14 protein-coding genes are annotated in these 13062 nt (G+C 37.2%); 11 read left to right on the forward strand and 3 right to left on the reverse strand.

Annotated features, from left to right (window positions below):
• Positions 1 to 146 precede the first annotated feature (146 nt).
• Both BUB03_RS05220 and BUB03_RS05225 read left to right on the forward strand, forming a co-directional pair.
• Complete coding sequence (locus BUB03_RS05220) at positions 147 to 1790, forward strand: helix-turn-helix domain-containing protein (RefSeq protein WP_073060802.1); 1644 nt, start codon at positions 147 to 149, stop codon at positions 1788 to 1790.
• Positions 1787 to 2917, forward strand: coding sequence for a tetratricopeptide repeat protein (locus BUB03_RS05225; RefSeq protein ID WP_073060805.1), 1131 nt, complete (start codon positions 1787 to 1789; stop codon positions 2915 to 2917). Before BUB03_RS05220 ends, BUB03_RS05225 begins: the two co-directional genes overlap by 4 nt.
• A gap of 50 nt (positions 2918 to 2967) precedes the next feature.
• Here BUB03_RS05225 and pafA read toward each other — a convergent pair whose 3' ends face one another.
• Entirely contained in the window at positions 2968 to 4614 is a 1647-nt protein-coding gene (pafA, locus tag BUB03_RS05230; RefSeq protein ID WP_139258769.1) for an alkaline phosphatase PafA, read from the reverse strand.
• Positions 4615 to 4717: 103 nt separating this feature from the next.
• On the opposite strand from pafA, the gene BUB03_RS05235 reads away from it, so the two are divergent.
• From BUB03_RS05235 to BUB03_RS05275, 9 genes are all read left to right on the forward strand, one after another.
• On the forward strand, positions 4718 to 5497 hold the full coding sequence (locus BUB03_RS05235) for a hypothetical protein (protein WP_073060807.1): 780 nt from the start codon (positions 4718 to 4720) through the stop codon (positions 5495 to 5497).
• An 8-nt stretch (positions 5498 to 5505) separates the two neighbouring features.
• The gene (locus BUB03_RS05240) at positions 5506 to 5898 is read left to right on the forward strand and encodes a VOC family protein (protein WP_073060810.1); all 393 of its coding nucleotides are present in this window, start codon (positions 5506 to 5508) and stop codon (positions 5896 to 5898) included.
• 23 nt (positions 5899 to 5921) lie between these two features.
• Entirely contained in the window at positions 5922 to 6455 is a 534-nt protein-coding gene (locus BUB03_RS05245; RefSeq protein ID WP_073060813.1) for a GNAT family N-acetyltransferase, read from the forward strand.
• 91 nt (positions 6456 to 6546) lie between these two features.
• Positions 6547 to 7131, forward strand: a complete 585-nt coding sequence (locus tag BUB03_RS05250; protein ID WP_073060816.1) for a TetR/AcrR family transcriptional regulator — start codon at positions 6547 to 6549, stop codon at positions 7129 to 7131.
• 71 nt (positions 7132 to 7202) lie between these two features.
• A complete protein-coding gene (locus BUB03_RS05255; RefSeq protein WP_073060818.1) occupies positions 7203 to 7940 on the forward strand; it encodes an SDR family oxidoreductase in 738 nt (245 codons plus the stop codon).
• Positions 7941 to 8225: 285 nt separating this feature from the next.
• Positions 8226 to 8594 (forward strand): hypothetical protein, encoded by a 369-nt coding sequence (locus BUB03_RS05260; RefSeq protein ID WP_073060821.1) that lies wholly within the window; start codon positions 8226 to 8228, stop codon positions 8592 to 8594.
• Positions 8595 to 8619: 25 nt separating this feature from the next.
• Entirely contained in the window at positions 8620 to 9132 is a 513-nt protein-coding gene (locus BUB03_RS05265; RefSeq protein ID WP_040998502.1) for a hypothetical protein, read from the forward strand.
• Positions 9133 to 9261: 129 nt separating this feature from the next.
• Complete coding sequence (locus BUB03_RS05270; protein WP_073060823.1) at positions 9262 to 10179, forward strand: alpha/beta fold hydrolase; 918 nt, start codon at positions 9262 to 9264, stop codon at positions 10177 to 10179.
• Positions 10180 to 10286: 107 nt separating this feature from the next.
• The gene (locus BUB03_RS05275) at positions 10287 to 11225 is read left to right on the forward strand and encodes an RDD family protein (RefSeq protein WP_073060826.1); all 939 of its coding nucleotides are present in this window, start codon (positions 10287 to 10289) and stop codon (positions 11223 to 11225) included.
• Positions 11226 to 11447: 222 nt separating this feature from the next.
• On the opposite strand, the gene BUB03_RS05280 is transcribed toward BUB03_RS05275, so the two are convergent.
• Both BUB03_RS05280 and BUB03_RS05285 read right to left on the reverse strand, forming a co-directional pair.
• The gene (locus tag BUB03_RS05280) at positions 11448 to 12374 is read right to left on the reverse strand and encodes a malate dehydrogenase (RefSeq protein WP_040998498.1); all 927 of its coding nucleotides are present in this window, start codon (positions 12372 to 12374) and stop codon (positions 11448 to 11450) included.
• Positions 12375 to 12491: 117 nt separating this feature from the next.
• Complete coding sequence (locus BUB03_RS05285; protein WP_073060828.1) at positions 12492 to 13043, reverse strand: biliverdin-producing heme oxygenase; 552 nt, start codon at positions 13041 to 13043, stop codon at positions 12492 to 12494.
• Between the last annotated feature and the right edge of the window lie 19 nt (positions 13044 to 13062).

Genomic DNA, 13062 nt, shown 5'->3' on the forward strand with positions numbered 1-13062 from the left:
TGTTTAAGTTTAATATTTTGAATTGGCTTAAACAATATTAATATTATATTTACCTTTTTAAAAGATTTTGACTTGCATAATTCGTGAAATTTAAAAGAGCAAAAAACGTAAAACACTAAAAGTCAACTATATAACAAAAATCTACTTTGAGGACAGATCATAAAGAAGCTGTAAGAAAAAAAACATTATTTTGCCGGAATGCTTTACTTCGAGGCATTCTATTTCTGTTCATCGTTCTGGGCTCAGTTTTTACCAAAGGACAGTCGGGTCCGGATTTCAGTATTTTGGCCGACAAAGCTTTTCAGAAATTATATCAGAATCCTGATGAATGCATCAACTATTCCCAGAGCCTGCTGATCAGTGATCAGAACCCGGAACATAGGATTGTACTGCAAAATATTATTTCCCAGGCCTATGCCATGAAGGGGGATTATGTACAGTCGGTAAACATCTACAGTCAGAAAGAAGACTCAAGGGAAAAGGAAAAGCTGTCTTATTTTCTTCAGATTGCCGGTGATTATAATCTGGCTGACCAGTATCAGAATCTGGGTCTTTACAACCAGTCGCAACAGATTATTACCAGCCTTTTATCCGATCAGAAGCTTCTAAAAGGTGACAATCCCAGGATGAATGTCATTGCAGGCAAACTTTACCAGCTTCAGGCTATTAACTTCGGGATCAACAGGAGTTATGACAATGCCCGGGAAAACCTCAATAAAAGTGACCATTATCTCGGCTTTAATAATCAGGAAAACCTAATTCTGAAGATGGAGAACAGAATCTTCAGGGCTTCTTATTTAATGAAACAAAATAAACCGGAAGAAGCCAAAAATATTCTGGAAACTACGCTTGTAATAACTGAAAAGAATGAGAATTACCCTTTTCTTCAGGCATTCGCTTATGAAAATCTGTCGCGGTATTATTTTTTAAAGGAAGATTATCATACTGCTGTTGAAATGCTTGAAAAAGGCCTTTCCAGGATAGAAAACATTCCTTATAACAGTTTAAAGGCAAAAATTTATGAATCGTTATCCAAGAATTATTTTGCCCTTCGAAATGATGAAAAGTACCATCAGTACAATAAGCTTTACAGTGAACTCCGGACGAAATCAGATTCAAATACCAAGGAAGGGATACGTTATATTGTAAAGCTGGTGGAAACCAATCAGAACAATAATCTGGAATTTCAAAACCAAAAACAGCTGAAAAAGATAACCTGGCTTTCTACAGGATCGCTGGTTATTATTTTAGGGCTTCTGATTTACTTTCTGATCCTGAAAAACAGTCATAAAGACCTCAAGAAACAGTTTGATTTTTTTGAAAAACAGAAACAACAGGAATTGGCTGTACAGAAAGACCTACCTGCCATTGCGGAGGAAGCGCCGCCTACTGTTAAAACCAACGAGAAGGACCTGAATAAAATCTCCAAGGAAAAGGAAGATGAAATCCTTCAGAAACTGGAAGAATGGGAAAAACAGCAGCGTTATCTCGACAAAAACATGACCCTTTCCATGCTGTCTTCCCAAATGGGCGTCAATACAAAATATCTTTCTGAAGTAATTAACAGCAGTAAGGGTAAAAATTTCAACGGGTATATTAATGAATTAAGGATTAACCACATTGCCCTCCTGCTGAGAACGGATCCTGTTTATCTTAACTATAAGGTCAGTTATCTGGCAGAATATTCAGGGTTCTCTTCACACAGTGCCTTTACTACAATTTTTAAATCGGTGACCGGAATGTCTCCTAATGTTTATATCCAGGAAATTAGTAAAAGCAGAGCGTTATGAAAGTTGCATTAAAAATCATTATGGCAATTCTATTATGTTTCCGGATTTCAGCTTACGGGCAGAACGTCCCGTTTGATTCCCTGATGAAAAAAGCCCGCCTTGAGATTTACGATAATCCGGATAATGCCATCAGAATTGCCAAAGACCTTCTTGGGAAGGAACATGACATCCATAAGAAAATAGGTATTTATCAGCTGCTTTCTACAGCCAATATTGCTAAAAGAGATTTTGACCAGTCCCTGCTCTATCTTTTGAAAGCTAAAGAAACAGCTCAAAAAACCAATGATCTGAAAATACGAACCAGCGTCCTGATTTCAGCTGCCATACAGTACCAACAGATGGAACTTTTCAACAAAAGTCTTGAAACCCTTAACGAAGCAGAGCCACTTCTTGCCAAACTGCCCGATGACCTGCCTGAAAAGCATATTGAAACGGCAAGAAGCTACGCCATCCGTGGAATGATTTATAAAAGCCAGTCGAATCCGGAAATTGCCCTAGAAAAGTTCCTGATCTCTATTCAGAATTTTGAAAAGATAAAATATAAGCAGACCACTTATTCCAATATGAGTGTGGTTTATTACAACATCGGTTATTGTTACCTTAACCTGTCTCAGCTTGAAAAAGCCCACCAGGCATTTCTCAGATCCGCAGAATATGCCCGGAAAAATAAGGCAAAAAGCCTGGAAGCCTTTGCATTGAAAGGAATGGCTGAAATGTACAAGCAGAAAAAAGAGAATGAAACAGCCCTTCTGCTGCTGATAAAAGCCGAAGAACTCAGCAAAAATACCGGCGACCTTATCCTGAATGAAGGTATTTACAAAGAAATGTCCGACAACTATCTGGCCTTGGGAAAGCCGGATCTTTATCAGAATTACAGTAAAAAATACTTTGAGATGCGTTTTCAGCGGGAACAGAATGAATTAAGCTCTATCAACCATTCAATCAACGATCATAATCTGGAAACTCTCAAAAAAAGCAGTACAATGAAAACCCGATATAATTATCTGACGGCAATTATCGGGGGCGTCAGCATCTTTACCATTGCTCTATTACTTTCTTTAATTTTAAAGATCAGAAGACAAAACCTGAAGTACAGAAAGGAGATTCAGAAACTGATAAGATCGTGATAATGAAAATAAAAAAAGCACTCCTTTCGGGAATGCTTTTTTGTGATTTTTTATCTTCCAATAGCTTCTGTAATTGGATTTCCTATGTTTCCGCTCGGGAACTGAATTTTCAGCAGTGATGAAACAGTCGGAGCAATATCAGTCATATTATAAGGCTTGTTGCTTTCTCCTTTCTGAATTCCCCACCCCATAAAAATCAATGGAATGTGCGAATCATAAGAATTCCAAACGCTGTGCGTGGTTCCTGTCTTAGAATACGGAGGAAGCATGGAATCGTGAGAGACCAATTGAATATCACCGCTTCTCTGCCTGTTAATTCCGTTAATAATCCTCTGTTTGATTGGTTCCGGAATGGTCGCTTCCTGAACTTCATCTACAGATACGGCATATAAAACTGTAGGATCTTTCTGGAGTTCTTTGATCGTGAAGTCTCTCAGGTCATCCAGTTCAATTTTATTGTCCTGCATCAGTTTTCTGTCGAAATAGATCTGATAATTGTCTACTGCATTGATCAGTTTATCTACTCCGAATTTATCTTTCAGCTTCTGATTGATATCTTTTTCCATTCCTTCGCCGAAGAATCCTGTAGTAAGTTTATGCTCCTTCAGGAATCCTACTGAATGTGCTCCACCATGGTCGGCAGAAAGGAAAACAGTATATTCCCCTTTTCCTACTTTTGAATCCAGATAGTTGAAAAATTCTGCCAGATCCTGATCAAGTCTTAAATAGACATCTTCTACCTCAATAGAATTCGGTCCAAATTTGTGACCTGCATAATCTGTAGAGGCTAAATTGATCGCTAAAAAGTCGGTTATCTGATCTCCTCCTAACTTTTCTCCTTCCACAGAAGCCTCCGCCAGTTTCAATGTCAGCGTGTTTCCAAAAGGCGTATAACGGATATTATCTTTTTTAGCCTGATAATCCTGTGCTAAATTGCTGTAAGGGAAAACCGGTGTTTTGGCACTGCCTAATAATCCTTCCCATGAAGAATTATCCGGTGAACTTTCCGTATACTGATTAATAGGAAGTAATGTATTCCAGCCATTCGCTACTAATTTCTCAGGAAGGTTCTGGGAATTGAAAGATTTCACCCACTGAGGCAAATCGTTCATATACCATGTACTCGTAATGAAGTTTCCAGTGCTGTCATCAAACCAGAAAGCACCATTCGGTGTATGGCCCGCAGGAAGGATAGAAGCACGGTCTTTCAAAGAAACTCCGATCACTTTTCCCTGGAAATTCGTTGCCAGCCTTAGTTCGTCCGTTACCGTTGTAGACCAAAGGTTTTTAGGAGAGTGGCTTCCTGTTTTCGTATTCGATGTTCCTACCGGCTGCACGCTTTCATCTGTTGTACAGTAAACATTTTTCCCGGTTTCTTTATCTGTCCAGTCGTTTCCTGCAATACCGTGGATGGCAGGCACAGAGCCTGTATAGATGCAGGTATGTCCCAAAGCTGTAACAGTAGGGACGTAGTTGATATGAACATTATTTAAAGAATATCCTGTATTCAGTAATCTTTTGAAGCCATCATTCCCGTATTTATTGTAAAAACGGTACAGATAATCCCACCTCATCTGGTCTACCACCAGTCCTACGACTAATTTGGGTCTTTCTAACTGAGTGTTTTTGTTCTTCTGAGCATTGATTGTCATTACGGACAAAAGGGCAGCTGCCGCAATTGAAATTTTCCTAAGCATCTGGTAAATTTTTGTTGACGACAAATTTACGGGTTTTGAAAGTTTTGGAGTGTGAAATTTTATTTAAATTTGATGACAATCCATTAAACCAACAAGTTCGGTAATGATTTTAGGTGTATACTGGTATTTTAAATTTCCTGAAAACCTATACAGTTTTCATTTTTTTAAATTTTCTCAAGGATTAGGAGGCCACGCCAACAATCCGGCAGAGCTTATAGCCAAAGTTTCTGTGAATCATCCCGAAAATTTACTAAATAAGCTAAAAGAACTTCACCTCAGGTTCAGCGGTTCCTATCTGAATATTAAGGTCAATGAAAACCAATGTATGATTTCCATAGGTGATTATCAGCTTTTCGATTATCATTTTCAGTTGGTTTCAGAAATAGAAAAATTATTGATTGATGAAAATGCTGTTTCGTTAGACATTTCTTTCGAGGCGAAATCAACTGTAAATTTCACCCCTGAACAGAAAAAATTTGAAAATATAGAATATCGCTTCATCCAGCTCACAGGCTCAGATTTTAAAAAGAATAACGCTGAAAATTTTTCCATAAGGATTGACTTTAATCTCCCTTCAGCCCATAAAAAAGATTTCATCAATGATTTGATTGAAATATGTATAGAAGAGAATATCCATGTGCTTTATTATTTTGACCGCGATTTTGATAATCATTGTAATCTGATGGTCTTTTTTACCAACGGCAGGCAGACGGAGAATACAGTTCAACAGGTCGCCATCAACTCATTTGGAAAAAAAATCAATCACCTGAATCAGAAATATCCGTTTCATTTCGGTTTTTTTGGAGGAATGGAGCATTATCCTTTCAATGATCCTCATCCGGTGCTGATGATGGATGAAGAATATATTTTAAACAAAAAGTAAAATCAAATATGATCAAATTCAAATATGTCATTCTGTACGTTGAAGATGTAGAAAAATCTATGGCTTTTTACCAGAACACTTTTAATATTCCTTTAAAATTCATCACTCCTGAAAAGGATTATGGAGAATTGCTTACAGGGGAAACCAGTCTTTCTTTTGCTTCGGCAGCTCTTGCCAACTCCAATATAAAACAGGGGTTCCTATCTTCTCAATCTGCAGAAAAACCTTTCGGGATTGAAATGGGATTCACAACAGACAGTGTTGAAGATCTTTTGGAAAAAGCTATTAAAAACGGAGCGGTTTTGTATGAGGATATTTCAGTAAAACCCTGGGGACAGAAGGTAGCGTATATTAAAGATCCCAACAATTATCTTGTAGAAATCTGCACAGAAATTCAATAAACCGAAATAACAATCTTGTTTCCATGGAAATAAAAAAACTAGAAAAACTGAATAACAATCCCAGCTTAGATTGGGGAATGAACGGTTACACCACAGATAAGATACTTGCTGTTTCTGCCGTTGAATTTTCCGGTTCTTTTGAATTTATTTTAAAAGAAAAATCCATACCCTACACCAAGATCTGGAAAACCAGTTCAGATGAAATCAGGGAGCTCAATGAAATCATTGAAAAAGGACATTCTTTCGGGGTTTTTGAGGAGGAAAAACTATTGGGCTGGATCATCTGTGAGCACAGAACATGGAACAACAGTTTTTATATTGAGAATATTCTGATCAGTGAAAATTTAAGGAGACAGGGAGCCGGGGCTCAACTGATTAAAAATGCTGTCCGGGAAGCCCGGAGTTTAAAATGCAGGATTATTGAACTGGAAACACAGAACACTAATTATCCTGCCATACAGTTTTACAGGAGGCTGGGCTTCAGCATTACCGGACTGAATACGAGACTTTATGAGAATACTGACGAAACTGCCGTATTTATGACCCTGGATTTATAAAGCAATTGACAGATCCTATAAAAGCTATTGATATTTTAATTTTGTACCAAATGGTACAATTATATATCTTTGCTTCATCAATTCATCTCTTATGGCAGGCAGACCTAAAATATTCGACGAACAACAAGCAATATCAAAAGCAACTGAAGTTTTCAGGGAAAAAGGATACGATACGGCTTCGGCTGAAGAACTTCTTTGTGCAATGGGCATTGGGAAAGGCAGTTTTTACCTGGCATTCAAAGGGGGAAAGCAGGAACTTTACATCCGTTCTATTACCCAGTTTGCAGATCATTTCTATCAAAAATTTTCGGACAGTATCTCTTCTGCTGAAAATAAAATACAATTCATCAGACAGTTTTTTTTAAGTCTTTCTGATGCTTCAGACTGTGATAAGGAACGGGGCTGTTATTTAGGAAATGCTCTGGTACAGCTTTCTGAAAAAGATCAAAATATAAAAAGTATTACTGCGCAGCTTTTAAAAAAATTACAGGTCCTGTTTGCAGAAACTGTAAGAAATGCACAGGAAAACGGACAAATTTCAAGTACTGAAGATCCTGAAATTGTTGGCTGGCACCTGAGCAATCTGTGGAACGGAATCCATGTTACAAGAAGGATGGAGACTTCACCGGAAATTCTTAAAAGCATTATTGAAATTAACCTTAGAATACTCAATTAAAATTTTTTAATCAATTTTGTACCATTTGGTACAATATAAAATACTTTATAAATTTAATACCCAAAAATGTCATGAACATTACAAACAACACTATCCTGATTACCGGTGGAGGCTCAGGAATCGGATTAGAAATTGCAAAAGCACTGAACAAAAGCAACAAAATTATTATTGCAGGAAGAAATAAAGAAAAACTTGATGCCGCAGCAAATGGTCTTGAAAACGTCTTTACTATTCAGGCTGATATCACCAGTAAAGAGGATGTAAATTCCCTGGTAGAAGAAATTAAAGTGAACTTTGGGGATCTTAATATTCTCATCAACAATGCAGGGCACGCTTATACTTACACGCTTTCCGACAATTCAGACACTTACAGCAAGGCTTCTGCTGAATTTGAAACGAATTATTTCGCTCCAATACGTCTCACTGAAAAACTTCTTCCCTTACTGAAAAATCAGGAAAATGCCGCAGTTGTTAACGTTTCTTCTATTGTTGCATTCGTTCCGGGTTCACACATTCCGACATATTCTGATTCGAAAGCAGCCCTTCATTCCTATACGCAATTATTGAGGTATGAACTGGCTAAAAATACTGCCGTTAAAGTATTTGAACTGATGCCGCCTCTTGTTAATACAGATTTTTCTGCAGAAATCGGAGGCAAAGAGAATGGTATTCCGCCTTCGGAGGTAGCAGACAGTTTAGTAAACGGGCTTATCAATGACACCTATGAGATCAGAGTGGGAAATACGGAAGTCTTGTACAGCAACTTTTTTACAGGCTCGGAAGGTGCCTTTAATGTAATGAATCAATAAGCTGGATTTAAGAATTATTTCCCGGCAATGTATTACTTGCATCAAGTAATGATTAAATAATGAGAGTGGTTGATACCGCTCTTTTTTTATAGCAAATTTTAAAATATTGTTTCATTTAAAATAGTGAAACTTCGCTGGAAAATCCATTTATATCTTAAACAACAAATATTCATTATTAATTGATTTTAATCATCAAATTTGAAAATAATAAGTATTTTTATCACATATAATTGAATTACTATTTATTTTTTATATATTTATCAAACTAAAACAATATTAATTACTATGAAAAAAACATTCTTGTTTGCTATTGCATGCAGTCTATTCCTGACGTCATGCAATAATGAAAGTATTCCGACTGTAACTCAGGAAAATCAAAGAACAGAAGCTTCTCAGAATTTCAAACGTGCGATCACCACCATGAATACTTCTAAAAATCTTCCTATGAGTGATGAGAAGCAAAGTACTGAATATCAGTTTCCACAATTAAGCGAAAAGAGGAAAGACGCCCTTCTCCCTGCAGCCAGATCTCTTATAAAATCTACAGGTATAAAAGATGAACAAATTGAAAAGGCTACCCATGGTGATAAAACCAAAATCATATTATGGGCCATGGAAATTTTCCAGGATCATTACACTAATTCTTCTCTATAATCTTAAGCTTAATTTTTAAATCAATATGAAAAATATTTCCCTATTCCTTTTATTATTAATCGGAACTCTCGCATATTCCCAGATAGGAAGCATGACCATTTATAATTTTTCGACGCAGAGTGTTACCTACAACCTGATCGGCACCAATGACAACAGCTATCCTATAGACTGCCAGCCTATCGTTGAAGGTAATTCTGCAACAGCACTTCCTCCATCTTCCACTGTCGTTTATTCACAATATAATTCGAGTCATCTGGTAACCCCTGCCATCAACCAATGGGCTGTTATTTCGGATGCAATAAACATTCCCAGCCAGACCTATAACGTTTCTGCCGGGGTAACTGTTCCGTCGGTAATCAGCACTCCTACATCATGGCAATCACTACGCCTTACTTTTTCAAATGGTGAAATGATCCACCTTGGAAGAGACTGCGGATATGTTGACAGCCACCACGGAGCTTTTAGCGGCTCTACTCCAAGCGGCATTACGGCTACCTGGAACTATTTAGGAAATAATGTTGTAGTATTTATCAACTAACACAATTCATCAACGACAATATAAGGCAGATCCTTCATTGGATCTGCCTTTTTTTAAATCATTTTCTTTCAATATCTAAAAACAGTTTTTTTAAAGTAATAAACCTGCCTTTTTACTTGTTATTATTGTATGAAAACAATCCCATTATTTATTTTCTTTGTGATCTCCGTCATTTCCGTTTCAGCGCAGACCAACGGTACAGAAGCTTTTTTTGAAACTTCCGACCATGTTAAAATCAATTATAAGATTTCAGGAAAAGGAGAAGCCTGCATCTATGTTCCGGGAGGTCCGGGACAAGGATTTCCTTCCTTTGAACTTTTGGGTGGCAACAATCTTGAAAAAAACCTGCAGATGATTTATATGGATCAACGCGGATCAGGCAGTTCCGGAACTTCAGATAATTATCACCTGAATGCGATGGTTCGGGACATCGAAGAACTGAGACAGCACCTGAAGCTTGATAAAGTTTTTCTACTGGCTCATTCTTTCGGAGGGATTATAGCGGTTAATTATGCAAAACAATATCCTCAGCATACAAAGGGATTAATTCTGGCCAATATTACACTTCATTTCCTCAACGATAAAACACTGAAAGAGCAGATAGCATATGGAAACAGCCTTCTTCAGCTACAGAATAAAGTAGTTCCAAAGGACAGCCTTTCTACTGAGCTATCAAAAATCAGTGCTGCCTTAAGAAAGAAAAGAATCGGATATAAATTCCTTACCGAAGATATTGAAACCATCAGACAAACCGATAAAATAGATTCTCTTCACCCAAGGATTATAGATTTTGGAATGGCCGTAATTTCAAAACCCAAAGAGTTCCCTGAATATTATGCTGATTATGCTCCGCTCACAAAAAACATTCATGTTCCGGTCCTGGTTATTACCGGAAAAAAAGATAAGGCCGTAGGAACACAGCATTACAAAACATTCCGTTTTCCGGATCAAAAGGTGGTTGCCATTGATGGTGGACATCTTCTGTATTATGAGAAAAACAGGGAGTTTGTGGATGCAGTGAGAGAGTTTATGGAAAAACATCGTTAAGTTTCAGATTTTTTATTAGCCCCTCCGACTTAAAAATCAAGGCTTAGGCTTAAACAATAATTTAAATTCATTAATTTCGGGGCCATTAAAAAAAATTATAAAACACCATGGAAAATAATTTATTCTTATCCAAATTCTGGTCAAGAGTCTGGGCCTTATTAATTGATTCTCTTATTCTCGGAATTTTTGGGTATATATTGGGATCAGTCTTCGAAAATTTCCTTATTTCCCTGCGAGAAGAAGCCAAATTAATCGGATGGTTTATTTCTCTGGCCTATTTTTCAATTTTAAATTCCAAACTGAATAATGGCCAGACTATTGGTAAAAAAATAATGAAAATCCAGGTGACGGATATTGAGGGAAGAACGGTTAGCTTAAAAACATCATTCATCAGATCTTTAATTCTCACAGCGCCATTTTTCCTGAATGGATTTAAAATTACAGGATCAGAAACATTCTCAATAGTCAATATTATTCAATCGATGATTATTTTCACTTTAGGTCTGGGAATTATGGTGTTTTATATCTTCAATAAAGAAACAAGGCAATCCCTTCATGATATCGTGGCAAAAACATATGTTGTTCAGGATCGCAGAAACAATACGGTCACTATGATGCCCCAGCCAAAGAAGCTACCTTTCTATATCACGGGTGCTCTTCTATTACTTGTAGTTATAACATCAGTTTATAGTTACAGCAGCAATAGCGAAATAAAAAAACTGCTCCCGGTTTATGAAAAGGTTTCGCAACAGGACCATGTTTTAAGGGCATCTATATCAATGAATCATTTTTCAGGAAACAAACAGCACGTTTACACCATATCTATTAAAACCGATAAGAAACAGCAGTATGACGGCCACATGGAGACTGATCCGGTCATTAAAGAAGCGGTTGAAACATTTTTGAACAGTAAAGTTTATGATAGTGATCAGGATGTATTAAACGTAGTGATCGGCTCAGGATTCGATATTGGTATCGCAAGACAAAATTATTCTTACAATATTTTCAAACCTATTTTTAAATGGAAGGAAACATATAAACGATAACCTCATTGCCATAATAATTAATATAAATAAGCTTCGGCGCGGCCGGAGGCCGCGCCGAAGCTTATTTACTTCTTACCATGTATAACTGATTATGATGATTTCCAACATGAATTATAAGTAAGTATTCTTTGAAATATTGGAATTTCAAAATAAATAAACCGTTGTAAAACAGCTCAGCGCGGCCTTCGGCCGCGCTGAGTCTTTATTTAAAGCTTAAATCAATTAAAATTTAAGATCTCCGTTTACTTCTCTTACTGCATTAGCCGCTTCAGCAAACTTCAACTGCTCATCTGCAGTTAATGTTATGTTGACGATCTTTTCTACTCCGTTTGCTCCGATAATAGCCGGAACACCAAGGCAGATATCATTTTGTCCGTATTCACCTTCAAGCATCAGAGAGCAAGGGATCATTTTTTTCTGGTCGCAAGCGATGGCCTGAACCATTACAGAAACTGCTGCACCAGGAGCATACCAGGCAGATGTTCCTAATAATTTAGTTAATGTAGCACCTCCTACTTTAGTTTCTTCAATTACATATTTTTGTTGCTCATCACTTAAGAATTCAGTTACAGGAACACCGTTTCTTGTAGCTTTGCTTAATAATGGAAGCATTCCGGTGTCACTGTGAGCAGCGATTACCATACCGTCTACGTCAGAAATCGGGCTTTCCAATGCTTCAGCCAATCTGTATTTGAATCTTGCAGAATCCAGTGCACCACCCATTCCGATGATTTTGTGCTTAGGAAGACCTGAAGTTTTGTGTACCAAATAAGCCATAGTATCCATTGGGTTGGAAACCACAATGATGATCACTTCCGGAGAATGTTTTACAAGGTTGGCAGTAACATCTTTTACAATTCCTGCATTGATGCCGATCAGCTCTTCTCTTGTCATCCCAGGTTTTCTCGGGATACCTGAAGTGATTACTGCTACGTGAGAACCTGCAGTTTTGCTGTAATCTCCTGTTGTTCCGGTAATTTTTGTATCAAATCCGTTAAGAGATGCAGTCTGCATCAAATCCATTGCTTTACCTTCAGCAAACCCTTCTTTAATGTCTACCAAAACTACTTCTGAACAGAAGTTTTTCATTGCGATGTATTCTGCACAGCTTGCTCCTACAGCGCCTGCACCTACTACAGTTACTTTCATATTGTATACTTTTTTTAAATTATTTTTTTAGTTGAGTCTAAAAATTGAAACGCCCAAATTTAACAATTCCTGAAAAAGTGGGCAATTTTTCAGGAATTTAATTAGGCTTCGGTAAAATTAATTGACGTTCAATAAAAACGTATATAGTTTTTTCGCTCCGGAAAGGACTTCGTTGTAGTTTTCCTCGGTAACTTCAGTATCCAGAACCTCTTTGAAATTCTTCCACATAGGACCTGTATTCTCCTGATAGCATCCGAAGAAATTGAAGGTTACATTATCAAAACCTTCTGTTTTAGAAAGCTGTTTAGCGATCACATTTCCACCTAATGTAGAACCTTCGATCACGTACATGGCGCCCAAAGCTTCATGCTCATTATCAAATTCAAGGTGATGGGAAGCCGGCTGGTTTTCCAGGGAAAGACTTTTAAGATCTTTTTCAATAAGGGAAAGCTTCTTTCTTTCGTTCAGCTGAAGTTTTTCCGAATATTTATCAGAAAGGTTCCTGAATATCTTGTCTTCACTGTGAAGAAGCATCAGATAATTGGTATTGATCATTTTTTTATAATCTTCTAACGTGAAGGTCTTATTAAAAATTTTTTCAGAATTGAAAAGTTTCTCCGCAGCATCGTGATATTCCGCCGTATTTTGTTTAAGATACTCTGATACCATACAATAAGGTTTTAAAGTT

Source organism: Chryseobacterium oranimense (genome assembly GCF_900129755.1).
GTDB classification, from domain to species: Bacteria; Bacteroidota; Bacteroidia; order Flavobacteriales; family Weeksellaceae; genus Chryseobacterium; species Chryseobacterium oranimense.

What these genes read in the sequence shown, in the direction of transcription:
- BUB03_RS05275 (WP_073060826.1), top strand. Translation starts at nt 10,287, where the DNA reads ATGGAAAATAATTTATTCTTATCCAAATTCTGGTCAAGAGTCTGGGCC.
- BUB03_RS05240 (WP_073060810.1), top strand. Translation starts at nt 5,506, where the DNA reads ATGATCAAATTCAAATATGTCATTCTGTACGTTGAAGATGTAGAAAAA.
- BUB03_RS05260 (WP_073060821.1), top strand. Translation starts at nt 8,226, where the DNA reads ATGAAAAAAACATTCTTGTTTGCTATTGCATGCAGTCTATTCCTGACG.
- BUB03_RS05270 (WP_073060823.1), top strand. Translation starts at nt 9,262, where the DNA reads ATGAAAACAATCCCATTATTTATTTTCTTTGTGATCTCCGTCATTTCC.
- pafA (WP_139258769.1), bottom strand. Translation starts at nt 4,614, where the DNA reads ATGCTTAGGAAAATTTCAATTGCGGCAGCTGCCCTTTTGTCCGTAATG.
- BUB03_RS05280 (WP_040998498.1), bottom strand. Translation starts at nt 12,374, where the DNA reads ATGAAAGTAACTGTAGTAGGTGCAGGCGCTGTAGGAGCAAGCTGTGCA.
- BUB03_RS05255 (WP_073060818.1), top strand. Translation starts at nt 7,203, where the DNA reads ATGAACATTACAAACAACACTATCCTGATTACCGGTGGAGGCTCAGGA.
- BUB03_RS05265 (WP_040998502.1), top strand. Translation starts at nt 8,620, where the DNA reads ATGAAAAATATTTCCCTATTCCTTTTATTATTAATCGGAACTCTCGCA.
- BUB03_RS05250 (WP_073060816.1), top strand. Translation starts at nt 6,547, where the DNA reads ATGGCAGGCAGACCTAAAATATTCGACGAACAACAAGCAATATCAAAA.
- BUB03_RS05285 (WP_073060828.1), bottom strand. Translation starts at nt 13,043, where the DNA reads ATGGTATCAGAGTATCTTAAACAAAATACGGCGGAATATCACGATGCT.
- BUB03_RS05245 (WP_073060813.1), top strand. Translation starts at nt 5,922, where the DNA reads ATGGAAATAAAAAAACTAGAAAAACTGAATAACAATCCCAGCTTAGAT.
- BUB03_RS05235 (WP_073060807.1), top strand. Translation starts at nt 4,718, where the DNA reads ATGATTTTAGGTGTATACTGGTATTTTAAATTTCCTGAAAACCTATAC.
- BUB03_RS05225 (WP_073060805.1), top strand. Translation starts at nt 1,787, where the DNA reads ATGAAAGTTGCATTAAAAATCATTATGGCAATTCTATTATGTTTCCGG.